This is a genomic window from Catellatospora chokoriensis (assembly GCF_011297315.1).
Taxonomy (GTDB): domain Bacteria; phylum Actinomycetota; class Actinomycetes; order Mycobacteriales; family Micromonosporaceae; genus Catellatospora; species Catellatospora citrea.
This window is the reverse complement of sequence record NZ_JAAOTI010000044.1, coordinates 1-24,384: the sequence shown is the minus strand read 5'-3', so window position 1 is coordinate 24,384 and position 24,384 is coordinate 1. Positions and strand designations below refer to the sequence as shown.

Genomic DNA, 24,384 nt, shown 5'->3' with positions numbered 1-24,384 from the left:
ATGAGCCTCGTTCAAGATCTTGCCGACCAGCTGCGTGTCGCCCGCGAGGAGCTGCCACTGCCGCAGGTCTCCGCCGCCGCCGAGCGCCTGCGCAGCGCCACCGGGCTGCTGGCCTGGGTGCTGCACCACAGCGCGACCCCCGTCAGCGTGCCCGACCTGAGCCGCGCCGTCGAACGCCTGGACCACGCCGCCGCCGCGTTGCGCGTCGCCCAGGACCGGCTCGACGAGTACGCGCTGGCGCTGGGCATGCCCGTCGACACCCACGCCCGGCACGACGAGGGCTGGCAGGCCGCCGTGCCCGCGCAGGCCCCGCGCGGCGAGGTCAGCGGCTCCGGGGACTGCCGGCTGGCCGACTGGTGGGGTGAGCGGATCGCCGCGCTGACCGGCGAGTCCTTCTCCGCGTCCACGCTCACCGGCGACCGCGCCGACGCCGCGCAGTCCAGCGCCGAGCTGCTGCGCCGCTGCGTACAGGCGGCACACGACGGCGACCGCAGGCGGCTGCACCGGCACCTGGTCGCGGCGGGTCCCGCCGTCGGGCTGGGCCTGGCCGCGACCGCGCCGCCGCTGCTGCGCCACCTCGCCGCCGACCTGGTCGGCTACCCGCCGCGGCTGGAGGACCTGGCCCGGGTGCGCCGGGCGGCCCTGCCGCTGCCCGCGGAGCTGCTGCCGCAGCTGCCCGCCGAGGCGGCCGAGGAGATCGTGGCGCGGGTCTGCCACACCTCGCCCCAGCGCACCGCCGACCGCGCGCCCACCCACCCGGTGGACGCCGCCACCGCCGCCGCGCTGCTGGTCGCCGCGCTCCTGCGGGCCAACGGCCGGGCAGCCGACGAGCTGAACCAGATCATCGAGGCCGAGCGGGCCGCCGCCGGGGCCGCGCAGCAGCGGGCCACGGAACGGGCCGAGGCTCACCGGGCCGCGCTGCGCATCACCGACAGCGGCCGCCGCCGCTCCGCCGTCGACGAGCTGGGCCGCGTCACGCAGCCCACGGCTCGCCGCCGCAGCGGTGGCTGAGCAGGACGCCGCGACTGCGCCGACCAGCCGAGGGATCGTCGCGGCGGTACGCAGGGAACTGGCCGCGGCCCGGCACGCCGCCCGCGCCTCGCTGGCCGCCACCGCGGCCGCCCGGACCGCCGCGCTCGCGCAGCTCGACGCCGTCCGGCTGTCCGCCCCCAAACGGCGCGACGAGCTGCTGTCGACGCGCGACACGGCGCTGGCCGAGGCACGGGCCCGCCGCGAGCGGGAGACCGCGAAGCTCGGCCGGGGCCTGCTCGGGCTCGCCGAGGCGGCCGCGCCGGGCACCGCGGGCAGCACGTGGGCGTCGTGGCGACCCGGCATGCGCCCCGAGCCGCAGGCCGGGCTCACCCCCGGACTGCTGCGGATCGGCTCGCTGGTGCAGGAACCCGCCCCGAACGTGCCCGTCCCGGCTCTGGTGCCGCTGCTGGACACCGCGCACCTGGGCGTGTCCGGCGACGGCACGGCCGCGGTGGACGCCCTGATCGGCGCCATGCTGCTGCGCGCGCTGGCGTCGGTGCCGCCCGGTTCGCTGCGGATCAGCGTGTACGACCCGGGCCGGCTCGGCGGCGCGCTGGCCGGGCTCGCCCCGCTGGCCCCAGCGGGCCTGATCTCGTATCTCGGGCCGGGCGGGCTCGGCCCGCTGCTCGACGACCTCGCCGAGCAGATCCGCCGGATCAACGAGAACGTGCTCGGTGGGGTCTACCTGAGCGTGGCCGAACTCGCCGCGGAGACCGGCCGCCGCCCCGAGCCGTGGCGGGTGGCCGTGCTGCTGGCCGACCCCAACGGCGCGGAGCTGTCCAAAGCCGAGCGCGCCCAGCTCGACCGGGTCGCCCGGACCGGCGTCGCGGCCGGCGTACACCTGATCAGCCGGGGTTTCGAACTCACCGCCGACACCGACGTGGAGACGATCGCGATCCGCGCCAACGGCACCGCGCGCACCAGCCTCACCGGCGAGATCCCGGTGCGGCTGGACACCCCGCCCGGCGCGGCCCTGGTCACCGGGGTCTGCCGGGCGCTGGCCGAGCAGGCCACCGCCGGACCGCCGCCGGTGCCGTTCGCCGCGCTGCTGCCCGACGAGATCTGGCGGCAGTCCTCGGCCGAGGCGCTGCGCGCGCCGATCGGCGAGGGCACCGACGGCCGCCTCGTCGAGCTGGTGCTCGGCGACGATCCGCCGCACGCCCTGATCGGCGGCCCGTCCGGCTCGGGCAAGACGAACCTGATCTACTGCTGGCTGGCCGCGCTGGCCACCCGCTACTCCCCCGCCGAGCTGTCGCTGTACCTGCTGGACTTCAAGGAGGGCGTGTCCTTCGCCCGCTTCGCCCCCGGCACCCGCGACCCCAGCTGGCTGCCGCAGGTGCGGCTGGTCGGCGTCAACGTCAACGGCGACCGGGAGTTCGGCCTGGCGCTGCTGCGGCACCTGGCCGAGGAGCTCAAGCGCCGGGCCGCCGCCGCCAAGCAGCACGAGGCGACCAAGCTCGCCGAGCTGCGGGCCGAGGATCCGGCCGGTGCCTGGCCGCGCATCGTCGCCGTCATCGACGAGTTCCAGGTGCTGCTGGGCGCGCGCGACGCGGTCACCAGCGAGGCCGTGGACCTGCTGGAGGACCTGGCCCGCCGGGGCCGCTCGCAGGGCATCCACCTGGTGCTGGCCAGCCAGGACGTGTCCGGCATCGAGGCGCTGTGGGGCCGCTCCGGCCTGGTCTCGCAGTTCACGCTGCGCATCGCGCTGCCCAAGGCCCGCCGCATCCTGTCCGATGTGAACCTGGCCGCCGAGCTGATCCCGCGCTGCCACGCCGTGGTCAACGCCGACTCGGGCGTGCCATCGGCGAACACCATCGTGCGCCTGCCCGACGCGGGCGACCGCGCGACCTGGCTCGGGCTGCAGGAGCAGCTGTGGTCGGCCCGGCCCGAGGGAGCCGAACCGCCACGGCTGTTCGACGGGGACTCCCGCCCACTGTTCCCGCTGCTGCCGCCGCCGCCCGCGCCGGAGCTGCCCGCCGCGGTGGGCGCGGTGGCCCTGCTCGGCGAGACCATCGACGTCGCGGGCCGCCCCGCCACGCTGCGGCTGAACCGCGCGCCCGGCCGCAACCTGGCCGTGCTCGGCACCCGCGCCGACGAGGCCTGCGCGGTGCTGCTGGCTGCCGGGCACGCCCTGGGCAGCCAGCACACCTCGGGCTCGGCCCGGTTCAGCGTGCTGTGCCTGGACTCCGACGCGACCACGCCCGCGAAGTCGCTGCACGCGGTGCTCGACGCCCGCCACCGCTGCGACTGGTACGACGCCGACGGTGTCACCGCCCTGCTGGCCGAACTCGCCGAAGCCACCGACGAGCAGCCGCACTACGTGTTCGGCTTCGCCATGGACGCGGTCGCCGCCAAGCTGGCCGCCAGACCCGGCCCCGGCCTGCCCAGCGGCCACGAGCTGCTGCGCACCGTGCTGGCCCGGGGGCCGGAGCGGCGCACCCACCTGCTCGGCTGGTGGCGCACCGTCGCCCGGCTGCGCGACGACCTCGGCGGCCCCGGGGCGCGCTTCGACGCGATCGGAGCCTGGGTGGCACTGGACGTGCACGGGCCCGAGCTGTCCGCCCTCTACCCGCAGCCCGGCGGCCCGCCCTGGTTCCCCCGGCTCAACCGCGCCCTGCACTTCGACCGCGCGGTGCATCACCGCGCGCAGATCATCATCCCGTACGAGGTGGCCCCGTGACCTCCCCGCCGACGGTCCGCTACCGCGCGCTGATCGCCGACCTGGTCGCCGCGTCCCGGCGGCACGAGACGGCGCTGACCGCGGCCGTGCAGTCCCACGCGGACGGCATCGCCACCATCGAACACGACCTCGCCGCCGCCGACGACGCGGTGATCGCGGCGAGCGCCCGGATGGCGCACGCGCAGCGGCTCGTCGCGCAGACCGACCTCGCGGCGGGTGCGCTGTGGGACGAACTGAAGGAGGTACGCGGCCGCCGCGGCCGCCGCCTGGGCCCCGTGCCGCCGCCGCTGCCACTGCCCGAGCAGCCCGCCTCCGCGACCACCGACCCGATCGCCCTGCTGGAGACCGCGGCCGCCCGTATCGACCGGGCCCGGCGCGGCGGCGAGAAACTGCCCCCGCTGATCCTCCCGCTGCTGTTCGCCCTCGGCGCGGCCTGCTCCGCGGTGGTCACCCTGCTCGCGGCCTTCCTGCAGGCCCAGGGCCCGATCGGCCTGCTCGCCGGCTGGCTGATCCTGCTCGGCGCCCCGCTCTCGGGCCTGCTCCCGGCCCGCGACCTGGCCGACCGCTGGTTCGGCGCGCGTCTCGACCCCGGCGCCATCGCCCTCACCATCCTGGCCGGCATGCTCGCCACCACCGCCCTCACCCTCGCCTAACCCCCGAGGCCGTGGCGTTCGCGTACGACCGTGACGAGCTCGGCCATGATGTCGGTCAAGGCGAAGTCCTTGGGGGTGAAGACGCGGGCCACCCCGGCCTCACGCAGCACCTCGGCGTCGTCCTCGGGGATGATGCCGCCGACGACTACCGGCAGGTCGGGCAGGCCGGCCGCGCGCAGCCCGGCCAGCACCGCGGGCACCGCGTTGAGGTGCGAGCCGGACAGCACGGACAGGCCGACCAGGTCCACGTCCTCCTGCACGGCCGCTGCCACGATCTGCGCGGGGGTCAGGCGGATGCCCTGGTAGACGACCTCGAATCCGGCGTCGCGGGCGCGTACGGCGATCTGCTCCGCGCCGTTGGAGTGCCCGTCCAGGCCCGGCTTGCCGACCAGCAGCCGCAGCGCCGGGCGGGCCAGCTCGCGGGCCGTGGCCTGCACCCGCTCGCGGACCCGGGCCAGCGAGCCGTCCGCACTGCCGGACACGCCGCTGCTCAGCCCGGTGGGCGCGCGGTACTCGCCGAACACCTCGCGCAGCACGCCGGCCCACTCCCCCGTGGTGACCCCGGCCCGCACACACTCCAGCGTGGCGGCCATCAGGTTGCGCGACCCGGCCGCGTCGGCGCGCAGCCGGTCGAGCGCGTCGGCGGCCGCCGAGCCGTCGCGTTCCGCCCGCCAGCGCTGCACGGCGTCGATCGCGGCCTTCTCCGCGGCCGGGTCGACCTGCTCGACGGCCTGCGCACCCGCCGCGGTCAGCGGCGACGCCTCGGTCTCGACGAACCGGTTGACGCCGACCACCACGTCCTGCCCGGACTCGACCCGCCCGCGACGGCGGGCCAGCGAGGCGACCAGGGCGCTCTTGAGATGCCCGCCCTCCACCGCGGCGACCGCGCCGCCGAGTTCCAGCACCTCGGCGAGCTGCCGGCGGGCCCCGTCGGCGATCTCGTCGACCAGCGCCTCGACCACGTGCGACCCGGCGAACAGGTCGGGGTATTCCAGCAGGTCGGACTCGTACGCCAGGACCTGCTGCAGGCGCAGGGACCACTGCTGGTCCCAGGGGCGGGGCAGGCCGAGGGCCTCGTTCCAGGCGGGCAGCTGCACGGCACGGGCGCGGGCGTCGCGGGACATGGTGACGCCGAGCATCTCCAGCACGATCCGGGCGACGTTGTTCTCCGGCTGCGACTCGGTCAGCCCCAGCGAGTTGACCTGTACGCCGTAGCGCAGCCGCCGCTGCTTGGCGTCGGTGACGCCGTACCGGTCGCGGGTGATCTCGTCCCAGAGCCGGTTGAACGCGCGCATCTTCGCCATCTCCTCGACGAAGCGCACGCCGGAGTTGACGAAGAACGACACCCGCTGCACGACCTCGCCCATGCGCTCGGGCGGCACCTGGCCGCCGTCGCGCACCCGGTCCAGCACCGCGACGGCGGTGGCCAGCGCGAAGCCGACCTCCTGCACGGGCGTCGCGCCGGCCTCCTGCAGGTGGTACGAGCAGATGTTGACCGGGTTCCAGGCGGGCGCGTTGGCCACGGTCCACGCGACGACGTCGGTGGTCAGCCGCAGCGACGGGCCGGGCGGGAAGATGTACGTCCCGCGCGACAGGTACTCCTTGATGATGTCGTTCTGGGTGGTCCCGGCCAGCGCCGCCGGGTCCGCGCCCTGCTCCTGCGCGACGGTGACGTACAGCGCGAGCAGCCACATCGCGGTGGCGTTGATGGTCATGCTGGTGTTCGCGGCGGCGAGGTCGATGCCGTCGAACAGGGCCCGCGCGTCGCCGAGGTGCGCCACCGGCACGCCGACCCGGCCCACCTCGCCCGCGGCCAGCTCGTGGTCGGGGTCGTAGCCGGTCTGCGTGGGCAGGTCGAAGGCGACGGACAGGCCGGTCTGGCCCTTGGCCAGGTTCCGCCGGAAGAGCGCGTTGGTGGCCGCCGCGTTCGAGTGACCGGCGTAGGTGCGCATGACCCAGGGACGGTCACGATCGGGCAGACGTGGCTCCATACGCCGATGCTAAGTGAACGTTCAGTAACTTGTGCCGGTGAAGAATCTCACTGGGGGTTCGTGGCGTCGCTCGCGCCCGGCCGAGCACCGGCCGGTCTCGATGCGGCCCTGACGTATGGTGCCGGGTGTGACTCACGAAGAGCTGGCGATCAGCGTTTCCGGGCTGCGGAAATCCTATGCGGACAACGTGGCCGTCGCGGGGGTCGACCTGGCCGTCCCGCCGGGCGAGGTGTTCGCGCTGCTGGGCCCCAACGGGGCGGGCAAGACCACGACGGTCGAGATCCTGGAGGGCTTCCGCACCCGGGACTCCGGCACCGTGTCCGTGCTCGGCATCGACCCGGCCAAGGCCGACCGCGACTGGCGGCGCCGGGTCGGCATCGTGCTGCAGGGCACCGGCGAGTTCGACGAGCTCAAGGTGCACGAGGTGGTGCGCCACTTCGCCCGCTTCTACCCGAACCCGGCCGACCCCGACGAGGTCATCGAGCGGGTCGGGCTGGCCGAGAAGGCGAACGCCCGCACGCACACCCTCTCCGGCGGCCAGAAGCGCCGCCTCGACGTGGCACTGGGCATCGTCAACCAGCCCGAGGTGCTGTTCCTCGACGAGCCGACGACGGGCTTCGACCCGGCCGCCCGGCGCGAGTTCTGGGACCTCATCCGCCAGCTCTCGCACACCGGCACGACCATCCTGCTGACCACGCACTACCTGGACGAGGCCGAGGCGCTCGCGGACCGGGTCGGCGTGATCGCCCGCGGCGCCATGATCGCCGTGTCGACCCCGGCCGAGCTGGGCGGGCGGCACCTGGCCACGGCCACGGTGAGCTGGCGCGACGAGGGCGGGCCGCGCAGCGAGGAGACCGACCGGCCCACCGAGGTGGTGCAGCGGCTGGCCGCCTCGTTCGGCGGCGAGGTGCCGGAGCTGACCGTCACCCGGCCCACGCTGGAGGACGTCTACCTGAAGATGATCGGCGAGAACGGGCAGGAGGCGTCGTGAGCGCACAGACCACGGAGCGGGAGACGGCGCAGCCGCCCGTGCGGCAGGCGAGCGGGCTGAGCCTGGCCCTGGCGCAGGGCGGGATCGAGTTCAAGCAGTTCGTGCGTACCCGGGAGTCCCTGGTCTTCACGCTGCTCTTCCCCGTCATGCTGATGCTGATCTTCGGGTCGATCTTCGCCAACGTCGTCATCACCCCGCCGGGCGAGATCCCCGCGGTGACCCTGTCGCAGTACTTCGTCACCGGCATGATCGCCTCGGGCATCATGGCCACCGGCTTCCAGAACCTGGCCATCACCATCCCCATCGAGCGCGACCGGGGTGTGCTCAAGCGCTACCGCGGCACGCCGATGCCGAAGTGGGTGTACTTCGCCGGCAAGATCCTGTGCGTGGCGGCGCTCGCGTTCATCGCCGTCGTCCTGCTGCTCGGCGTCGCGGTGGCCTTCTACGACATCAACCTGCCCGACACCGGGCAGAAGTGGTTCACCTTCGGGTGGGTCAGCGTGCTCGGTCTGGTCGCCTGCACCCTGTGCGGCATCGCCTTCTCGGGCGTCGCGAAGAGCGGCCGGGCCGGGCCGGCCGTGGTCACCCCGATCGCGCTGATCCTCCAGTTCACCTCGGGCGTGTTCTTCCAGTACAACGCCCTGCCGCACTGGATGCAGCAGTTCGCCGCGCTGTTCCCGCTCAAGTGGATGTGCCAGGGACTGCGCAGCGTGTTCCTGCCCGAGTCGTTCGCGGCCCAGGAGGTCACCGGCTCGTACGAGCTGGGCCGGGTCGCTCTGGTGCTCGCCGCCTGGTGTGTCGGCGGCCTGATCCTGTGCCTGGTCGGCTTCCGCTGGACGACCAAGCGCGAGGGCTGACCGAATATTGACGCTGGCCTATTACATCGACTCCGATCTACAAATACTCGATGTAATAGGCCAGCGTCTATGTAAAACAGGGCCGCGGCGCGCGGCGTGGTGAAGCGCGCGGAAGCGGAGTGCTCAGTACGTGTAGAAGCCCTTGCCGCTCTTGCGGCCCAGCTCGCCGGCCGTGACCATGCGCTGGAGCAACTCCGGCGGGAAGAACTTCGGGTCGGCGGTGTCGGTGTAGATGTTGCGCGCCGCGTGCGCCAGGATGTCCACGCCGGTCAGGTCGGTGGTGGCCAGCGGGCCCATGGCGTGGCCGAAGCCCAGCTTGCAGGCCGTGTCGAGGTCCTCGGGCGTGCACACGCCGGACTCGACCAGCTTGACCGCCTCCACGACCAGCGCCGCGATCAGGCGGGTGGTGACGAAGCCCGCGATGTCGCGGTTCACCACGATGCAGGTCTTGCCGATGCCCTCGGCGAACGCCCGCGCGGTGGCCAGCGTCTCGTCGCTGGTGCGGTGGCCGCGGACCAGCTCGCAGAGCTTCATCATCGGCACCGGGGAGAAGAAGTGGGTGCCCACGACCATCTCGGGCCGGGAGGTGGCGGCGGCGATCTGAGTGATCGGGATGGCGGAGGTGTTGGTGCCGAGCACCGCGTCCGGCTTGCAGATGCGGTCCAGCGCCCGGAAGACCTCCTGCTTGATCTCCAGCTTCTCGAAGACCGCTTCGATCACGATGTCAGCCTCGGCCGCGGCCTCAAGGTCCGTGGTGGTGGTGATACGTGCCAGCGCGTCCTGGGCGTCCTGTTCGGTGATGGTGCCCTTGGTCGCGAACCGGCCCAGCGAGGTGCGGATGCCGTCCAGGCCGCGCCCGGTGGCCGCGTCGTCGAGGTCGCGCAGCGTGACCTGCCAACCGGCCTGCGCCGCCACCTGGGCGATGCCGGCGCCCATGAGTCCCGCCCCGATGACCGCGAGCTTCCCTGCCATTGCACTGCCTCCCACTGGGGAACATGATCCGGTGTCGTCCGGCGGCCGGTGGACGCGCGGCCGAACGCGTCGAGCCTAAACGATCGCTCAGGAGGGTGCGAACGGCCTCGCGACCCCGCCACCGAGGTGCAGACTGGGATCATGCCTGCTAGTGCCTATCTCGCCGGCCCGATGGTCGCGATCCTGACGATCGCGGTCCTCGCCGTGGTGCTGCACCGCGGCCTGCAGCGCGACGCCGAGACACCCGCCCCGGTCGTGCCGAGCCCCGCCCTCGACGACTACGGCCTGCTCGCCAGCGCCGCCGTCGTTCGTACCCTCGCCGACGCGACGCTCATCCGCGAGCACCTGCACAGCGTCGGCATCCGAGCCACACTCGCCACCGCACCCGACGGGCGGATCCGGGTGCTGGTCTTCGCCGACGAGGTCAGCCGCGCCCGCCGCGTCGTCGGCGAGACCCGCTGATCCCCGGTTGCCGTCAACGCCGCCGGCACCCGGTCCCACCACCGCGGCCCGCCGCAGCCCGCAGCGCCCGCGCACGGAAGGGCGGCGCCGCAGGCACCGGGGGTGGGTCAGAAGCCGTATTCGGGGTCGGCGGGGGTTTCGGCGCGTTCGACCTCGACGCCGAGCGCCCGCAGGTCGCCGGCGAAGTCGGGGTAGCCGCGGTCGATGTGGTGCACGGCGCGGACCGTGGTCACGCCGTCGCCGCACAGGCCGGCGATGACCAGCCCGGCTCCGGCCCGGATGTCGCTCGCGGTGACCTCGGCGCTGGACAGGTTCTCCCGGCCCCGGACCATCGCGTGGTGGCCCTCGATGCGGATGTCCGCGCCGAGCCGCTTGAGCTCCTCGGCGAACATGAACCGCCCGTCGAAGATGTTCTCCGTGATCAGCGAGACGCCGTCGGCCACCGCGGCCATGCCGATGGCCATCGGCAGCAGGTCGGTGGCGAAACCCGGGAAAGGCAGGGTGCGTACGTCGACCGCGGTGGGCCGGTCGGCGATGCGCACCCGGAACCAGTCGGGGCCGTAGTCGACCGAGCCGCCCGCCTGCTGGATCTTGTCCAGGGCGATCTCCAGGCACCGCGGGTCGATGCCGCGCACGGTGACGTCGCCACGGGTCATCGCGGCCCCGAAGGCCCAGGTGCCGGCGACGATGCGGTCGCCGATGGTGGCGTGCTCGACGGGCCGGAGCGCGTCGACGCCGTGCACGGTCAACTCGGAGGTGCCCGCGCCCTCGATGCGCGCGCCCATGCCGGTCAGCATCCGGCAGATGTCGACGATCTCCGGCTCGCGTGCCACGTTGTCGATCACCGTGGTGCCGCGCGCCAGCACGGCCGCCATCAGCAGGTTCTCGGTCGCGCCGACGCTGGGGAAGTCCAGGCTGATCTTCGCGCCGTGCAGGCCGGACGGGGCCTCGGCGACGACGAAGCCGTGTTCTCCGCTGATGTCCGCGCCCATCTTCGCCAGGCCGGACACGTGCATGTCCAGCCCGCGGGAGCCGATCGCGTCGCCGCCCGGGTGCGCGACCCGTACCCTGCCGCAGCGCGCCAGCAGCGGCCCGAGCACGCAGATCGACGCCCGCAACCGGCGGACCAGCTCGTAATCGGCCTCGGGGTGCAGCCTCGCGGGCACGTTGATGCGCACCCGATCGTCCTCGAAGAGCACGTCCGCGCCGAGCCGCCGCAGCACCTCCCCCATCAGCGCTATGTCGGTGATGCGCGGCACGTTGGTGATCACGCTCTCGCCTTCGGCCAGCAACGCCGCCGCCATCAGTTTGAGCGCGCTGTTCTTCGCGCCGACCACGCCGACCTCGCCGGCCAGCCGTACGCCGCCCTTGACCCGGATCACATCCACGTCGGCCATCGTAGAAGCCGGACCCCCCGTCCGGACGCCCGCCAGCAACGCGCCGACGGAGTCACCACCGTCGGCCACCATTAGGCTCGCTGTCATGGCTGTTCACCTCACCCGCATCTACACCAGGACCGGCGACGCCGGCACCACCGCGCTCGGCAACGGCGAGCGCGTGGACAAGACCGATCCGCGCATCACCGCGTACGCCGATGTGGACGAGTGCAACGCCGCGTTGGGGGTGGCGCTCGCTCTGGGCAACCTAGCCGACGATGTGCGCAACGTGCTGACCCTCATCCAGAACGATCTGTTCGACGTGGGCGCCGACCTGTGCAACCCGATCACCCCCGATCCGAAGTACCCGCCGCTGCGCGTCACGCAGGACTACGTCACCCGCCTGGAAGGCTGGTGCGACGAGTTCAACGCACGACTGACCAAGCTGGATTCTTTTATCCTGCCGGGGGGTTCGCCGGGTGCGGCCCTGCTGCACGTCGCGCGAACCACCGCCCGGCGCGCGGAACGTTCCTCGTTCGCGCTGCTGAGCGTGGACGCGGAGCGCACCGGCCCGCTGCCCGCACAGTATCTCAACCGGCTCTCCGATCTGCTGTTCATCCTCGGAAGAGTCGCCAATTCCGACGGCACGGCCGACGTGAAGTGGGTGCCCGGGGCCAACCGGTGAGCCTGCACCACGTCGAGGTGTGGGTGCCGGACCTGGCGGCGACCGAGCGTTCCTGGGGCTGGCTGCTGACCGAGCTGGGCTGGGTCGAGCACCAGCGCTGGGAAGCCGGGGTCTCCTGGCGGCACGGCACGGCGTACGTCGTCTTCGAGAGTTCGCCCGACCTGGTCGGCGACCGGCACGAGCGGCGCGCACCCGGGCTGAACCACCTGGCACTGCACGCGGGGTCTCCCGCCGACGTGGACGGGCTGGTCGCGGCGGCGGGCGAGCACGGCTGGCGGCTGCTGTTCGCCGACCGGCACCCGCACGCGGGCGGCCCGGACACCCACGCCGCATACCTGGAGGACGAGCAGGGTTACGAGGTCGAACTGGTCGCGACCCGGTAAAAGGGCGGATCCGGCGCGCCAGGTCCATACCGTGACTACCGTGTGTCCATGGCCGCTGCGATCGTCGCGGAAGGGCTGGTCAAGCGGTACGGCTCGGTGACCGCGCTGGCCGGCCTGTCGCTGAGCGTGCCGGAGGGCACCGTGCTGGGCCTGCTCGGGCCGGATCGGGCCGGCAAGACCACCGCGGTGCGGATCATGGCCACCCTGCTGCGCCCCGACGCGGGCAGCTGCCTGGTCAACGGCGTCGACGTGCTGTCCCGTCCGCGCTGGGCGCGCCAGGACATCGGCATGTGCGGGCAGCGCCCGGCCGTCGACGACTTCCTCACCGGCTTCGAGAACCTGGAGCAGCTCGGCCGGCTGCACCGGCTCGGCCGGCGGCGGGCCCGGCTGCGGGCCGAGGAGCTGCTGGAGCGATTCCACCTGAGCGAGGCGGCCCACCGGCCCGTGCGCTGCTACCCGGCCGGTATGCGCCGCCGGCTCGACCTGGCCGGCGCGCTGGTGACGGCACCGCCCGTGGTCCTGCTCGACGAGCCCACCGCGGGGCTGGACCAGCGCAGCCGGCTGGGCATCTGGGACGTGATCAGCGAGCGGGTGCGCGCCGGCACGACCCTGCTGCTGGCGACCCGGCACCTCGACGAGGCCGACGAGCTCGCCGACCAGATCGTGGTGCTCGACCGCGGCCACGTGCTCACCCGCGGCACTCCGGAGGAGCTCACCCGGCGCATCGGCGGCGACCGGCTGCAGGTGGTGCTGGGCAACCGGGCCGAGACCCAGGTCGCCGAGGACATCCTGAACCGGGTCTGCGGCGGCCGGGCCGTGGTCTTCCTGGATCAGCACCTGGTCCAGGCACCGGTCGTGGCGGGCACCCCGGCCCTGGTCGAGCTGGTCCGCCGGCTGGACGCGGCGGGCATCGAGCCGGTCGACATCGGCATCCACCGGGCGAGCCTCGACGACGTGTTCCGCAAGCTCACCGGCCAGGCCGCCACCCCGACCCTCGCCGACGAGGAGGCTCGCGCATGAGCGAGCGCAGCGGGGGGACGGTGTGAGCGAGTTGGCGGCGGCGGCGCAGGACGTGTGGGTCACGGCCCGGCGGGGGCTGCTGCGCGGCCGGCGGGAGCCGCGCCTGCTGGCGCTGCCCCTGCTGCAACCGGTGCTGTTCATGCTGCTGTTCGGCGTGGTGCTGGGCGGCGTGGTCGCCGTGCCGGGGGTGGCCTCCTATCCCGGGTTCCTGGCCCCGGGCCTGCTCGTGCAGGCGGTCGCCGTCACCGCAGGAATGGCCGCGGTGGGCGTCGCGCAGGACGTGCGCCGCGGCATGGTCGACCGGTTCCGGACGCTGCCCGTGCCCGCGTCCGCGGTGCTGTTCGGGCGTACCGCGGCGGACCTGGTCCGGATCGCGATGACGGCGGCGGTCGCGGCGGCGACGGGAGTGATCGCGGGCTGGCGCGTCCACCACGGCCCCGCAGCGGCCGCGGCGGGCTTCCTGCTGGTCCTGACCTTCGGGTACGCCGTCACGTGGCTGTCCGTTGTCGTGGGGCTGTCCGTACGCGGTCCTGGCGCGGCCCGGGTGCTGGTGCCGGTGTGCCTGATCCCGTTGACGTTCGTGTCGAACGTGCTGGCGCCGCCGGACACCATGCCGTCGTGGCTGCGCCCGCTCGCCGAGGCGAACCCCGTCTCCGCCGTCGTCACGGCGCTGCGCCTGCTGTGGGGCAACGAACCCGCGGGCTCCGGCGCGACCCCGTCCTCGGCGTACCCCCTGGCTTTGACCTGGGTCGCCGCGGCCCTGCTGCTCGCGATCCCGCTCGCCCTGCACCGCTACCGCCGCGCGCCCGCACCCTGATCAGGGTGCGGCCCCGCATGCGCTACGTCGAGTAGGGCGCCGCAGCTTCGAGCCAGGAGAGGAAACCGGTGACCGTGTGCAGCGGCATGGCGATCTCCACCTGGGCCCGCGAGTCGGCGCACTGCAGCACCACCCAGTCGGCGGGCACCAGGACCGACTCCTCCTCGCTGGGCGCGCGCCGGGCGATCACCTTCAGGTCGCGGCGCGAGAGCGTACGGCGGGGGCGCGGGGAGAGGCTGAACATCCGGTACCAGCGCAGTTCGTCGCCGCGGAACTGGGCGAAGCCGGGTGCCCAGCCGCGCCCTCCGGCCGTCTGACGCAGCCGGAGGTAGAGCTCGACGGTGCCGTGGCCGCGCGCGAACACCTCGCGGCGCACGAAGAGGCCCGCCAGCAGGGCGAGCAGGACGACGAGGCCGATGGCGACTACTTCGAGCAGCGACCTCATCGTCGTCGGGGGCGCTGGTCGCTCAGTGGCGCGCGGCCGGGGCGACCGGGGTCGCGGTCTCCGCCAGGACCGTCACGCCCTCGGTCGTGACCGACAGGAAGCCGCCGTGGACGTCGTAGGCCTTTTCCTCGCCGCCGGGGAGGATGATGCGCACCCCGCCCGGGTTGGCCAGTTGGCCGAGCAGCGGCGCGTGGCTGGGCAGCACGCCCAGCTCGCCCTCGGTGGTGCGGGCGATGACCATCTCGGCCTGCCCGGACCAGACCTTCTCCTCGACGGCGACGAGCTCGACCTGGAGCAGCTTGGCCACGATGACTCCTCAGGTGTGCAAGATTGGTGCAGCGAGTCTAACCGCCGGTGATCAGCGGTCCCCACCAGGACCGGTCAGTGTGAGCTGCGGGCCACTCTCACTTACTTAACATTTCCGGATGAAACGCCACGAAGTTCTCAACCGAGCCGGCGGCGACCGAAGCGAGGAACTGGCGGGCGTAGGAGTCCAGCTGCTCGCCGAGGTACTGGTACTTCATCTTGGGCTTGGACTTCTTCTTCTTGTCGTCCTTCTTGTCGTCGTCGTCCCCGCCGTCGTCCCCGTCATCGCCGTCGTCGCCGTCGTCCCCACCGTCGTCGCCGTCATCGCCGCCGCCGTCGCCCTCGTCGTCGTCCTTGCCCTTGTCGACGACGTAGCGGCCCACCCCGCCCCCGGACAGCTTCATCATGTGCACGGTGCTGGGGCGCAGGTCCTGCAACGCGAACGCCCAGTCGATCACGCTGTGCCCGCGGCCGCTGAAGGTGAGCGACTGCCCGGCCGCCCGCAGCACGGTGTCCATCTGGACCGGATCGGTCAGCACGTCGTCGCTGAACGCCTTGGAGATCATCGCGCGGACCAGCTGCTGCTGGTGCCGCTGGCGGGCATAGTCGCCGCCGGTCACGTAGCGCTGCCGGGCGTAGTCCAGCGCCTGCCAGCCCTTGAAATGGCGCAGGCCCGGCTCGTAGACCATCTGCTCGCCGACGTAGCCGGTGCTGCCGGGACCCCGGTCCCGCGGATCGCCGTCGGGCTCCAGGTGGATCGAGGCGACCCGCTCGTCGACCGTCATGTCGATCCCGCCGAGCGCGTCGATGACGTCCTTGAAGCCGCTGAAGTCGATGATCGCTCCGGCGTCGAACCGGGCGATCCCGGTGTACTGGCTGACCGTCGCGGCCAGCAGCTCGAAGCCCTGCGCGTGGTTGGCGCGCCGGTCGCCGGGCACCATCGAGCCGAAGTACATCGCGTGGGCGAGCTTGTCCGCGGGGTTGCCGGGGTAGCCGGACTTGGCGAACGGAGGGATGGCCACCAGCAGGTCCCGGGGCAGCGAGAACAGGTAGCCGCGGTCCAGGCCGGCGGGAATGTGCATGACCAGGATCGAGTCGGCCCGCGGGATCCAGAACGGGTCGCCGTGCCGCGGGTCGATGCCCGCCAGCAGGATGTTGAGCGGACCCTTGATGTCCTCCGGCCGCGGCGGCGCCTGGCGGCCCGACTCGTCGCCGAAGAGGTCTTCCTTGTGGATCGCGCCCTCGTAGCGCGCGATCACCCGGTCCACGGTGACCAGGGAGGCGCCGCTGAGCAGCATCAGCGCCGTACCGCCCAGCACGCTCCAGCGTGCCCACCGCGCCGCCGTACGCCACCGTTTCGCCACCATGATGTGGCTAACGAGGCAGATGCGACGTTGGCTCCTGCATTGTCCCACCGAACGAACCCGACCGGGCTCGACGGCAAAGGGGCGCCGCTCCGGGTGGGAGAGGCGCCCCTTTGCTGCGAACGGACCTACTTGGTCAGCTCGCGGTAGTTCTTCTCGAGGTCGTCGAGGCCGCCGCACATGAAGAAGGCCTGCTCCGGGACGTGGTCGTAGTCGCCCTGGGAGATCCTCTTGAACGCCTCCACGGTCTCCTTCACCGGCACGGTCGAACCCTCGACACCGGTGAACTGCTTGGCCGCGTAGGTGTTCTGCGACAGGAACCGCTCGATCCGGCGTGCCCGGGCCACGGTGACCTTGTCGTCCTCGGACAGCTCGTCCATACCGAGGATGGCGATGATGTCCTGCAGGTCGTTGTACTTCTGCAGGATCCGCTTCACCTCGGTGGCGACGGCGTAGTGCTCCGCGCCGACGTACTCCGGGGCCAGGATTCGCGAGGACGAGGCCAGCGGGTCCACGGCGGGGTAGATGCCCTTGTCGGACACCTTGCGCTCGAGGTTCGTGGTCGCGTCCAGGTGGGCGAAGGTGGTCGCCGGCGCCGGGTCGGTGTAGTCGTCCGCGGGCACGTAGATGGCCTGCAGCGAGGTGATGGCCTGGCCACGCACCGAGGTGATGCGCTCCTGGAGCTCACCCATCTCGTCGGCGAGGGTCGGCTGGTAACCCACGGCGCTCGGCATACGGCCGAGCAGGGTGGACACCTCGGAACCGGCCTGCGTGAAGCGGAAGATGTTGTCGATGAAGAGCAGCACCTCCTGCTTCTGCACGTCGCGGAAGTACTCGGCCATGGTCAGCGCGGACAGCGCGACCCGCAGACGGGTGCCCGGGGGCTCGTCCATCTGGCCGAACACCAGCGCGGTGTCGCCCAGCACGTTCGCCTCGGCCATCTCGGCGATGAGGTCGTTGCCCTCACGGGTGCGCTCACCCACCCCGGCGAAGACGGACGTACCACCGAAGTTACGGGCAACGCGGATGATCATCTCCTGGATGAGCACCGTCTTGCCCACGCCCGCGCCGCCGAACAGACCGATCTTGCCGCCCTTGACGTACGGGGCCAGCAGGTCGATCACCTTGACGCCGGTCTCCAGCATCTCGGTCTTCGGCTCCAGCTCGGCGAACGCCGGAGGCTTGCGGTGGATCGGCCAGCGCTCGGTGACCTCGAGCTTCTGCCCCTTCTCGAGGTTGAGGCACTCGCCGAGGACGTTGAACACCTTGCCCTTGGTGGCGTCGCCGACCGGCACGCTGATCGGGGCACCCGTGTCGGTCACCTGCGCGCCGCGGACCATACCGTCGGTCGGCTGCATCGAGATGGCACGCACGACGTTGCCGCCGAGGTGGTTGGAGACCTCCAGGGTCAGCGTGCGCTCACCCTCACTCAGGGTCACGTTGACCTGGAGCGCGTTGAAGATCTCAGGCATCGCGTCGCGCGGGAACTCGACGTCGACGACCGGGCCGATGACCCGGACGACTCGACCGACGCCCGCCTTGGTGTCAATAGCAGTGGTCATCATTCACTCCCCGCCGCCGCCAGCGCGTTCGCGCCGCCGACGATCTCGCTGATTTCCTGGGTGATCGCGGCCTGGCGGGCGGAGTTCATCTCCCGCGTCAGCGACTTGATCATTTCTTCGGCGTTGTCCGTGGCGCTCTTCATCGCCCGGCGGCGCGACGCCGACTCGCTGGCCGCCGAGTCCAGCAACGCCGCGTAGATCCGCGTGTTGATGTACTTCGGCAGCAGCGCGTCCAGCAGCTCTTCCGCGTTCGGCTCGAAGTCGTACGCCGGCAGCAGCTCGCCCTTGTTGCCCTCGCGCTCCTCGACCTGCATCGGCGCGAAGATCTTCGTGGCGGCGTTCTGGCTGATGAGCGACTTGAACTCGGTGTAGACGATGTGCAACTCGTCCACGCCCAGCACGCCGTCCTCACCCGCGTGGTCCGCACCGTCGTCCGCACCGTGCACGAACGCCTGGATCAGCAGCTCGCCGACCCGGCGCGCGTCCTCGAAGCGCGGCTGCTCGGAGAACCCGCTCCAGCTACCGGCGAGCTCGCGCCCGCGATAGGTGTAGTAGGAGATCCCCTTACGGCCGATGACGTACAGCGCCACCTGCTTGCCCTGCGCCTTGAGCCGCGCGATGAGCTGCTCGGTGAGCTTGATCGCGTTGGCGTTGTACCCGCCGCACAGGCCGCGGTCGCTCGTGATGAGCAGCACACCGGCCCGGTGCTCCGGGTCCCGCGGCACCAGCAGCGGATGCTGGGCCGTGGTGTTCGACGCCAGCGCGGTGAGCACGCCGGTGATGGCGTTCGCGTAGGGCAGCGACGCCGCGACACGGTCCTGAGCCTTGGCGATGCGGCTGGTCGCGACCAGCTCCATCGCCTTGGTGATCTTCTTCGTCGAGCGGGTCGCCCTGATCCGCCGACGAAGAACTCGTACCTGCCCGGCCATGGCTACTTCTTCTCAGCCACGATGCGGGTGACGGTCTCGGTCTTCTCGTCGCCCTCGAGCGCCTCGGCCTCGACGTCCACGACCACCTGGGAGTCCTCGGCGGGCAGGAAGCCCTTCTTGAACTCGGTGATCACGCTGTCGAGCTTGGCCGCGACGTCGTCGTCCCAGGTGCCGGACGCGATCGTCTTCAGCACGTCGCTGTGCGAGCTGCGCAGGTGCTGCAGGAACTCGGCCTCGAAGCGGCGCACGTCGGCGATCGGGATGTCGTCGAGCTTGCCCTCGGTGCCGGACCAGATCGAGACGGCCTGCTCCTCCATCGGGTACGGCGAGAAGTTCTGCTGCTTGAGCAGCTCGACCAGCCGGCCGCCCTTCTCCAGCTGGGCCAGCGAGGTCTTGTCCAGGTCCGAGGCGAAGGCGGCGAACGCCTCCAGCTCCCGGTACTGGGCCAGGTCCAGACGCAGGCGGCCGGAGACCTTGCGCATCGGCTTGGTCTGCGCCGAGCCACCGACCCGGGAGACCGACGTGCCGACGTTGATGGCCGGACGCACACCCGAGTTGAACAGGGACTCCTCGAGGAAGATCTGCCCGTCGGTGATGGAGATGACGTTGGTCGGGATGAACGCCGAGATGTCGCCGGCCTTCGTCTCGATGATCGGCAGACCGGTCATCGAGCCCGCGCCCAGCTCGTCGGAGAGCTTCGCGCAACGCTCCAGCAGACGCGAGTGCAGGTAGAAGACGTCACCCGGGTAGGCCTCACGGCCCGGCGGGCGGCGCAGCAGCAGCGACACGGCGCGGTAGGCCTCGGCCTGCTTGCTCAGGTCGTCGAAGACGATCAGAACGTGCTTGCCGGCGTACATCCAGTGCTGGCCGATGGCCGAGCCGGCGTACGGCGACAGGTACTTGAAGCCGGCCGGGTCCGACGCGGGCGACGCGACGATGGTGGTGTACTCCATCGCGCCGGCCTGCTCCAGCGTGCCCTTGACGGACGCGATGGTGGAGGCCTTCTGGCCGATCGCGACGTAGATGCAGCGCACCTGCTTGACCGGGTCGCCGGACTTCCAGTTGTCACGCTGGTTGATGATCGCGTCCAGCGCCACCGAGGTCTTGCCGGTCTTGCGGTCGCCGATGATCAGCTGACGCTGGCCACGGCCGATCGGGGTCATCGCGTCGATGGCCTTGATGCCGGTCGCCAGGGGCTCGTGCACCGACTTGCGGACCATCACGTTCGGAGCCTGCAGCTCCAGCTCGCGGAAGCCCTCGTTGGCGATCTCGCCCAGGCCGTCGATCGGCTCACCCAGCGGGTTCACCACGCGGCCCAGGAACTTGTCGCCCACCGGCACGGAGAGAACGCGGCCGGTGCGCTTGACCGGCTGGCCCTCCTCGATGCCCTCGAAGGCTCCCAGAACGACGACACCGATCTCGCGGACGTCGAGGTTCAGCGCGACACCCAGGGTGCCGTCCGCGAACTCCAGCAGCTCGTTGGCCATGGTCGAGGGGAGACCCTCCACCTTGGCGATGCCGTCACCGGCCTCGGTGACGACGCCGACCTCCTCGCGGGAGATCTCGGGCGCGTACGAGGAGACGAAACGCTCAAGCGCTCCACGGATCTCCTCGGACGAGATGGTCAGCTCGGCCATCCTCAGCTTCCTAACGGGTGTCGTGACTGTCAAAAGTCAGGTTCGGTTGCGGTTCTCACGGAGTGCGGTTCGTCCCGGCGCGCCACCGCTCAAGCGGCGCATCAGGCGTCTGCCGGCACTCCGGCGCTCACTTGCCGGCGAGCGCGTTGCGGACTGCGGCCAGCCGCCGTGCGATGGTGCCGTCGTAGAGGTCGCTGCCGACCTGCACGCGCAGCCCACCCAGCACCGCGGGGTCGACGGTTACCTTCACCGAGACCTGACGGCCGTAGATGGCGGACAGGGACGAGGCCAGCCGGGCCTCCTCCGCCTCGGTCAGCGACTCGGCGACCGTGACGTAGGCGACCTGCGCCTCGCGGCGCTCCGCGGCCAGCTCCACCAGGCGGGTGATGCCGTTGCCGAACGTGCGGCCGCCGAAGCCCCGCACCGCCAGCTCCGCCAGGGTCACCGTGACCGGCTTCGCCTTGCCCTGCAGCAGACCCCGGACCAGCTCGGCCCGGCGCGCCACCGGCACGACGAACTCGCCGATCGTGGCGGCCAGCTGCGGGTCGCCGTCGACGATCTGCCCGAAGCGGAACAGCTCGTCCTCCACCTCGTTGAGGTCGCCGGCCAGCTCGGCCGAGGCCAGCAGCGCGTCGACGCCGAGCCGCTCAGCGGCCTCCAGCAGCTCCGACGCGGCCGACCAGCGGCCGGACGCGAGCACCTTGACGAGGTCGACCGTGCCCTGGCCGACCTTGCCCGCCAGCAGGCCCGCGGCGAGCTCGCCGCGCTCCTCGCCGGGACGGGAGGGGTCGGACAGCGCGCGGCGCAGCCGCGGCTCGCGAGCCAGCAGATCCGCGAAGGACAGCAGCTCCTGCGCGGTCACCGCCGTGGCGGCGGCGCCGGCGCCTCCGGTGGAGGCCTCCAGCGCCGCGCGCGCCGCGGCGTACGACTCTCGGCTTGCCGCCTGCATCAGCGGGCTCCGGCGCTCTCGAGGTCCGCGAGCGCGCGCTCGACGGTGCCACGACGACGGGCCTCGTCCTCCAGCGACTCGCCAACGATCTTGCCGGCCAGGCTGACCGCGAGCGTTCCCATCTCGGTGCGCAGCTCACGGACGATGCTCGCCCGCTCGCCGGCCAGCTGCTCGCGACCGGCCGCGATGATGCGGTCGGACTCCTCGCGGGCCTTGCCCAGCACGTCGGCACGGATGCCCTCGGCATCGGCGCGGGCCTCGTCACGGATGCGCGCGGCCTCCGTGCGAGCCTCGGCCAGCTGCGCCTTGTACTGCGACAGGAGGGCGGCGGCCTCGGCCTGAGCCTTCTCCGCCTTGACGAGACCACCCTCGATGGCCTCGACGCGCTGCTGGAACATGCTCTCCATACGCGGGAACACGAACTTGGTCAGCACGAACAGCAGGACACCGAAGGCGATGAGGCCGACGATCACCTCAGCCAGCGGCACACCGAGCACGTTGTACGCGTGCTCCTCAGGCGCGCCAGGCGCCTCTTGTGCGATGTTCATTGGTCACTCCCCTTCGGCGGTGACCGGTCGTCGTGGACCGGTCACCGGATCGGCTCGGCGCTCGGGCCCGCTACTTACTTGATGGCGAACGCGAGAACCAGGCCCAGCAGGGCCAGCGCCTCGACGACGGCGAAGCCCATGAACATGTAGGTGCGGGTGAGGCCGGCGCTCTCGGGCTGACGGGCGGTCGCCTGGATGTAGGCGGCGAAGACCAGACCCACGCCGATACCCGGGCCGAGGGCGGCGATGCCGTAGCCGATGACGTTAAGGCTGCCGGTCATGTTGGTTTCCTCCTGAGTTCGACGCGTGCCAGTCACGCGCACGTTTTTGGTTACAGGTATGAACGATCTTCAGTTGTGGATCGAAAGCCAGAGTGTGTCGCGCCGCTCGGCGCGGGTGTCTCGGTGCGCCGGAGCTCAGTGCTCTTCGGAGATCGAGCTCTGGAAGTAGGTCGCCGACAGCAGCGTGAACACATATGCCTGCAGGCTGAGGATGAACAGCTCGAACAGCGTCATCACGACGGCGAACACCCAGCTGCCGAGCGCGGCGGGCTTCAGCAGCAGCGGGCCCGCGTTCCACAGGGCCACGCCACCGAGGGTGAACACCAGCAGGATCATGTGGCCGGCGAACATGTTCGCGAAGAGACGGACGGCCAGCGTGATCGGGCGCAGGATCAGGTTCGAGAGGAACTCGATCGGAACCAGGATCGGGTGCACCCACCACGGCACGCCCGGCTGCACCGTGGAGTGCTTGAGGTAGCCCAGCACGCCGTGCTTCTTGATGCCGAGGCCGATGTAGACCAGCCAGGTCAGCACTGCCAGCACGGCCGGGAAGGCCAGGTGCGAGTTGGGGGAGATCTGCGCGAACGGCACGATGCTCCACAGGTTCGTCACGAAGACGAAGCAGAAGATCGTCGCCAGGTACGGCGCGAAGCGCACGCCCTGCGGGCCGATGATGTCAGTGGCGATGTTGTTGCGCACGACGCCGTAGACCGACTCGGCGAGCCACTGCTTCTTGGTCGGCACCAGCGTGGGGTTGCGGTACGTCACGAGGAAGAAGACGATGACGATGGCGACCGCCATCCAGACCAGGAGGCTCAACTTGGTGAAGGCCCCGGCCCACATGCTGCCTTCGAGCGACGGAATCAGGGTCTTGTAGTCGAAGACATCCACGCTCGGCGGAAACTCCGAGGCAAGGAAACCCGGCTGCGTAATCAACCTGTCATCCTCCGTCGATCGGGCACGGTCACCCGTCCAGTCTTTTCACGGTCAGATAGACCCCGGCGGCCGCGCCGCCGATCAAACCGATCAACAGCCCGACGTTGGGGAGTCCCAGCCACTTATCGATGAGCCACCCGACCCCTCCCCAGACGAACATTCCGCCGAGGAGATACCCGATGGCCGCCCAACCCGCATCGGCGCCCTCTGTGTGAGGGCGCTTCGGAGGCTGGTCATCGGCCATGACGCGGCGAACAATATCAGCCACCCCTTGCAGTGGACGACGCACCCCCCGTACGCGAGCGATGTTCATCACCAGGTCGACAGCACGTCAACTTCCACAAGGATGAGATCGATGTTGATTTAACCGCGTCGAACCGCTGAGATGGAGACAACCCTTCCGTTCTCCCCCACGGCGGTGCGGCGATGCGCAAGCTCACGATACCTGTAGTTTTCGCGCTGCTCACAGCATTGAGCAGCGGTTGTGAGCCACGCGGCAACGACGACCGGGAATCGACCAAGCCCGTGCACTGCACGGTCGTCGTCGATGGTCCGAAGGCCGACGAGGACCGCGACAGCTTCGCCGGTCGTGTCCGCTACCGGTGCGCCACCCCCGGCGCCGAGACCCTCGTTCTGAAGATCAAGATCGAGCGCCGCGACGGTGACGTATGGCGCAGTGTGGCCTCCCGCACACACACTCTCAAGGGCAAGGCCACCTACGCCGCCGAACTCAAGTACCAGTCCAAGGACCTGAGCATCAGCTGCCGCACGGGCACCTTCCGCACCGTCGTCGACTGGTCGCGCACATCCCGCAAGGACACCGAGGGCGACAACCTCATCTCCGGCGCCGTCAAGGACCCCTGCCGCCCACCCATCTTCGGCTGACCCCAGCCATCCCTCGCCGGGTTGATCATGAACTTGTGGACGTGTTCGACGGCGCGTCGCCTCCCCGGCGCCGTGATCAACAGCTCGAGGTCCGGGGCGCGGTGTGCCGAGTGTTACTTCTCGGGCTCGTCGATGTAGGGGATTTTGGCGTGCCAGAGCCACCAGGCGTGGCCGATGGTCCACGCGATGGCGGCGATGCCGATGCCGATGGCCATGGGCCGCAGGCCCGCCCAGCCCGTCTGCGCGATCACGGCCAGCACCAGGAACAGCACGGTGAACTTGACGCCGTACATCAGCAGCCCGACCGACAGCACCAGCTTCGGGCTGATCGAGTCCGCCCAGGCGATCACGAAACTGGACAGCAGGTAGCTGGCCGCCACCAGGGCCACTCCCGCCAGCACGCCCAACGCGGCCTGCGAGCCGACCACCAGATACGCCACCAGCGGCGCCACCACGGCCACCACCGCGGTCACCCCCAGCATGAACGGCAGGAACCTCAACCGTTTACCGAGCATCACGCCGTCTTTTCTCGCTGATCACGGTGCCAGGGTAGCGACACGCCGTCGAACACGCCCTCAAGTTCATGATCAACCAGGCGGAGCGGGTGGAGTGGGTGGGTGGGT

26 protein-coding genes are annotated in these 24,384 nt (G+C 71.3%); 11 read left to right on the top strand and 15 right to left on the bottom strand.

Features of this window, described 5'->3' with window-relative positions; all coding sequences use genetic code 11:
- Genes HAV39_RS39505 through HAV39_RS39495 form a run of 3 tightly spaced genes read left to right on the top strand, consistent with a single transcriptional unit; the run spans position 1 to position 4,365 of the window.
- Positions 1–1,011 (top strand): hypothetical protein, encoded by a 1,011-nt coding sequence (locus HAV39_RS39505; protein ID WP_191844214.1) that lies wholly within the window; start codon positions 1–3, stop codon positions 1,009–1,011.
- Positions 1,004–3,712 carry an FtsK/SpoIIIE domain-containing protein gene (locus tag HAV39_RS39500; RefSeq protein WP_239120241.1) on the top strand — a complete coding sequence of 903 codons (2,709 nt, stop codon included), beginning with the start codon at positions 1,004–1,006 and terminating at the stop codon, positions 3,710–3,712. Before HAV39_RS39505 ends, HAV39_RS39500 begins: the two co-directional genes overlap by 8 nt.
- The gene (locus tag HAV39_RS39495; RefSeq protein ID WP_191844213.1) at positions 3,709–4,365 is read left to right on the top strand and encodes a hypothetical protein; all 657 of its coding nucleotides are present in this window, start codon (positions 3,709–3,711) and stop codon (positions 4,363–4,365) included. Before HAV39_RS39500 ends, HAV39_RS39495 begins: the two co-directional genes overlap by 4 nt.
- Here HAV39_RS39495 and HAV39_RS39490 read toward each other — a convergent pair.
- Positions 4,362–6,356 carry a protein meaA gene (locus HAV39_RS39490; protein WP_191844212.1) on the bottom strand — a complete coding sequence of 665 codons (1,995 nt, stop codon included), beginning with the start codon at positions 6,354–6,356 and terminating at the stop codon, positions 4,362–4,364. The two genes, HAV39_RS39495 and HAV39_RS39490, sit on opposite strands and share 4 nt — an antisense overlap.
- 127 nt (positions 6,357–6,483) lie before the next feature.
- Here HAV39_RS39490 and HAV39_RS39485 point away from each other — a divergent pair, with 127 nt between their 5' ends.
- Complete coding sequence (locus HAV39_RS39485) at positions 6,484–7,347, top strand: ABC transporter ATP-binding protein (protein ID WP_239120239.1); 864 nt, start codon at positions 6,484–6,486, stop codon at positions 7,345–7,347.
- Entirely contained in the window at positions 7,344–8,204 is an 861-nt protein-coding gene (locus HAV39_RS39480) for an ABC transporter permease (protein ID WP_239120237.1), read from the top strand. Before HAV39_RS39485 ends, HAV39_RS39480 begins: the two co-directional genes overlap by 4 nt.
- Positions 8,205–8,327: 123 nt before the next feature.
- On the opposite strand, the gene HAV39_RS39475 is transcribed toward HAV39_RS39480, so the two are convergent.
- Positions 8,328–9,176 carry a 3-hydroxyacyl-CoA dehydrogenase family protein gene (locus HAV39_RS39475; protein WP_191844210.1) on the bottom strand — a complete coding sequence of 283 codons (849 nt, stop codon included), beginning with the start codon at positions 9,174–9,176 and terminating at the stop codon, positions 8,328–8,330.
- Positions 9,177–9,317: 141 nt separating this feature from the next.
- Here HAV39_RS39475 and HAV39_RS39470 point away from each other — a divergent pair, with 141 nt between their 5' ends.
- The gene (locus tag HAV39_RS39470) at positions 9,318–9,638 is read left to right on the top strand and encodes a hypothetical protein (protein ID WP_191844209.1); all 321 of its coding nucleotides are present in this window, start codon (positions 9,318–9,320) and stop codon (positions 9,636–9,638) included.
- A 107-nt stretch (positions 9,639–9,745) separates the two neighbouring features.
- Here HAV39_RS39470 and murA read toward each other — a convergent pair whose 3' ends face one another.
- On the bottom strand, positions 9,746–11,122 hold the full coding sequence (murA, locus tag HAV39_RS39465; RefSeq protein WP_191844208.1) for a UDP-N-acetylglucosamine 1-carboxyvinyltransferase: 1,377 nt from the start codon (positions 11,120–11,122) through the stop codon (positions 9,746–9,748).
- On the opposite strand from murA, the gene HAV39_RS39460 reads away from it, so the two are divergent.
- The 4 genes from HAV39_RS39460 to HAV39_RS39445 are packed head-to-tail and all read left to right on the top strand — an operon-like array spanning position 11,121 to position 13,919.
- Positions 11,121–11,699 carry a cob(I)yrinic acid a,c-diamide adenosyltransferase gene (locus HAV39_RS39460; protein WP_120318350.1) on the top strand — a complete coding sequence of 193 codons (579 nt, stop codon included), beginning with the start codon at positions 11,121–11,123 and terminating at the stop codon, positions 11,697–11,699. The genes murA and HAV39_RS39460 overlap by 2 nt on opposite strands.
- Positions 11,696–12,082, top strand: a complete 387-nt coding sequence (locus tag HAV39_RS39455) for a VOC family protein (protein WP_373311610.1) — start codon at positions 11,696–11,698, stop codon at positions 12,080–12,082. Before HAV39_RS39460 ends, HAV39_RS39455 begins: the two co-directional genes overlap by 4 nt.
- A 48-nt stretch (positions 12,083–12,130) precedes the next feature.
- Positions 12,131–13,102, top strand: coding sequence for an ATP-binding cassette domain-containing protein (locus tag HAV39_RS39450; protein ID WP_191844206.1), 972 nt, complete (start codon positions 12,131–12,133; stop codon positions 13,100–13,102).
- Positions 13,103–13,124: 22 nt separating this feature from the next.
- Entirely contained in the window at positions 13,125–13,919 is a 795-nt protein-coding gene (locus tag HAV39_RS39445) for an ABC transporter permease (RefSeq protein WP_191844205.1), read from the top strand.
- A gap of 22 nt (positions 13,920–13,941) precedes the next feature.
- Here HAV39_RS39445 and HAV39_RS39440 read toward each other — a convergent pair whose 3' ends face one another.
- The 11 genes from HAV39_RS39440 to HAV39_RS39390 all read right to left on the bottom strand — a co-directional run bounded on the left by HAV39_RS39440 (position 13,942) and on the right by HAV39_RS39390 (position 23,120).
- On the bottom strand, positions 13,942–14,364 hold the full coding sequence (locus HAV39_RS39440; RefSeq protein WP_120318346.1) for a DUF2550 domain-containing protein: 423 nt from the start codon (positions 14,362–14,364) through the stop codon (positions 13,942–13,944).
- 22 nt (positions 14,365–14,386) lie between these two features.
- A complete protein-coding gene (locus tag HAV39_RS39435; RefSeq protein ID WP_144120375.1) occupies positions 14,387–14,671 on the bottom strand; it encodes a F0F1 ATP synthase subunit epsilon in 285 nt (94 codons plus the stop codon).
- Positions 14,672–14,768: 97 nt separating this feature from the next.
- Complete coding sequence (locus tag HAV39_RS39430; RefSeq protein WP_191844204.1) at positions 14,769–16,034, bottom strand: LCP family protein; 1,266 nt, start codon at positions 16,032–16,034, stop codon at positions 14,769–14,771.
- Between the two features lie 128 nt (positions 16,035–16,162).
- Complete coding sequence (gene atpD, locus HAV39_RS39425) at positions 16,163–17,596, bottom strand: F0F1 ATP synthase subunit beta (RefSeq protein ID WP_191844203.1); 1,434 nt, start codon at positions 17,594–17,596, stop codon at positions 16,163–16,165.
- Complete coding sequence (locus HAV39_RS39420) at positions 17,596–18,525, bottom strand: F0F1 ATP synthase subunit gamma (protein ID WP_191844202.1); 930 nt, start codon at positions 18,523–18,525, stop codon at positions 17,596–17,598. Before HAV39_RS39420 ends, atpD begins: the two co-directional genes overlap by 1 nt.
- A 2-nt stretch (positions 18,526–18,527) precedes the next feature.
- Positions 18,528–20,162, bottom strand: coding sequence for a F0F1 ATP synthase subunit alpha (gene atpA, locus HAV39_RS39415; RefSeq protein WP_191844201.1), 1,635 nt, complete (start codon positions 20,160–20,162; stop codon positions 18,528–18,530).
- A gap of 127 nt (positions 20,163–20,289) precedes the next feature.
- Positions 20,290–21,111: a F0F1 ATP synthase subunit delta gene (locus HAV39_RS39410; RefSeq protein ID WP_120318340.1), complete on the bottom strand. Its 822-nt coding sequence runs from the start codon at positions 21,109–21,111 to the stop codon at positions 20,290–20,292.
- Positions 21,111–21,659: a F0F1 ATP synthase subunit B gene (locus tag HAV39_RS39405; protein WP_191844200.1), complete on the bottom strand. Its 549-nt coding sequence runs from the start codon at positions 21,657–21,659 to the stop codon at positions 21,111–21,113. The genes HAV39_RS39410 and HAV39_RS39405 overlap by 1 nt, the downstream gene beginning before the upstream one ends.
- A 74-nt stretch (positions 21,660–21,733) precedes the next feature.
- Positions 21,734–21,940: an ATP synthase F0 subunit C gene (atpE, locus tag HAV39_RS39400; RefSeq protein ID WP_120318338.1), complete on the bottom strand. Its 207-nt coding sequence runs from the start codon at positions 21,938–21,940 to the stop codon at positions 21,734–21,736.
- Between the two features lie 135 nt (positions 21,941–22,075).
- Positions 22,076–22,876 (bottom strand): F0F1 ATP synthase subunit A, encoded by an 801-nt coding sequence (gene atpB, locus HAV39_RS39395; protein WP_344403087.1) that lies wholly within the window; start codon positions 22,874–22,876, stop codon positions 22,076–22,078.
- Positions 22,877–22,904: 28 nt separating this feature from the next.
- Positions 22,905–23,120, bottom strand: a complete 216-nt coding sequence (locus HAV39_RS39390; protein ID WP_120318337.1) for an AtpZ/AtpI family protein — start codon at positions 23,118–23,120, stop codon at positions 22,905–22,907.
- Positions 23,121–23,302: 182 nt separating this feature from the next.
- Here HAV39_RS39390 and HAV39_RS39385 point away from each other — a divergent pair, with 182 nt between their 5' ends.
- On the top strand, positions 23,303–23,761 hold the full coding sequence (locus tag HAV39_RS39385) for a hypothetical protein (protein WP_191844199.1): 459 nt from the start codon (positions 23,303–23,305) through the stop codon (positions 23,759–23,761).
- A gap of 113 nt (positions 23,762–23,874) precedes the next feature.
- Here HAV39_RS39385 and HAV39_RS39380 read toward each other — a convergent pair whose 3' ends face one another.
- Entirely contained in the window at positions 23,875–24,279 is a 405-nt protein-coding gene (locus tag HAV39_RS39380) for a hypothetical protein (RefSeq protein WP_191844198.1), read from the bottom strand.
- Between the last annotated feature and the right edge of the window lie 105 nt (positions 24,280–24,384).

Bases quoted from the DNA above. Each gene is read 5' to 3' on its own strand.
- HAV39_RS39505 (WP_191844214.1), top strand. From the start codon at position 1: ATGAGCCTCGTTCAAGATCTTGCCGACCAGCTGCGTGTCGCCCGCGAG.
- HAV39_RS39490 (WP_191844212.1), bottom strand. From the start codon at position 6,356: ATGGAGCCACGTCTGCCCGATCGTGACCGTCCCTGGGTCATGCGCACC.
- HAV39_RS39475 (WP_191844210.1), bottom strand. From the start codon at position 9,176: ATGGCAGGGAAGCTCGCGGTCATCGGGGCGGGACTCATGGGCGCCGGC.
- HAV39_RS39470 (WP_191844209.1), top strand. From the start codon at position 9,318: ATGCCTGCTAGTGCCTATCTCGCCGGCCCGATGGTCGCGATCCTGACG.
- HAV39_RS39460 (WP_120318350.1), top strand. From the start codon at position 11,121: ATGGCTGTTCACCTCACCCGCATCTACACCAGGACCGGCGACGCCGGC.
- murA (WP_191844208.1), bottom strand. From the start codon at position 11,122: ATGACAGCGAGCCTAATGGTGGCCGACGGTGGTGACTCCGTCGGCGCG.
- HAV39_RS39450 (WP_191844206.1), top strand. From the start codon at position 12,131: ATGGCCGCTGCGATCGTCGCGGAAGGGCTGGTCAAGCGGTACGGCTCG.
- HAV39_RS39440 (WP_120318346.1), bottom strand. From the start codon at position 14,364: ATGAGGTCGCTGCTCGAAGTAGTCGCCATCGGCCTCGTCGTCCTGCTC.
- atpD (WP_191844203.1), bottom strand. From the start codon at position 17,596: ATGACCACTGCTATTGACACCAAGGCGGGCGTCGGTCGAGTCGTCCGG.
- HAV39_RS39420 (WP_191844202.1), bottom strand. From the start codon at position 18,525: ATGGCCGGGCAGGTACGAGTTCTTCGTCGGCGGATCAGGGCGACCCGC.
- atpA (WP_191844201.1), bottom strand. From the start codon at position 20,162: ATGGCCGAGCTGACCATCTCGTCCGAGGAGATCCGTGGAGCGCTTGAG.
- HAV39_RS39410 (WP_120318340.1), bottom strand. From the start codon at position 21,111: ATGCAGGCGGCAAGCCGAGAGTCGTACGCCGCGGCGCGCGCGGCGCTG.
- HAV39_RS39405 (WP_191844200.1), bottom strand. From the start codon at position 21,659: ATGAACATCGCACAAGAGGCGCCTGGCGCGCCTGAGGAGCACGCGTAC.
- atpE (WP_120318338.1), bottom strand. From the start codon at position 21,940: ATGACCGGCAGCCTTAACGTCATCGGCTACGGCATCGCCGCCCTCGGC.
- HAV39_RS39390 (WP_120318337.1), bottom strand. From the start codon at position 23,120: ATGGCCGATGACCAGCCTCCGAAGCGCCCTCACACAGAGGGCGCCGAT.
- HAV39_RS39385 (WP_191844199.1), top strand. From the start codon at position 23,303: ATGCGCAAGCTCACGATACCTGTAGTTTTCGCGCTGCTCACAGCATTG.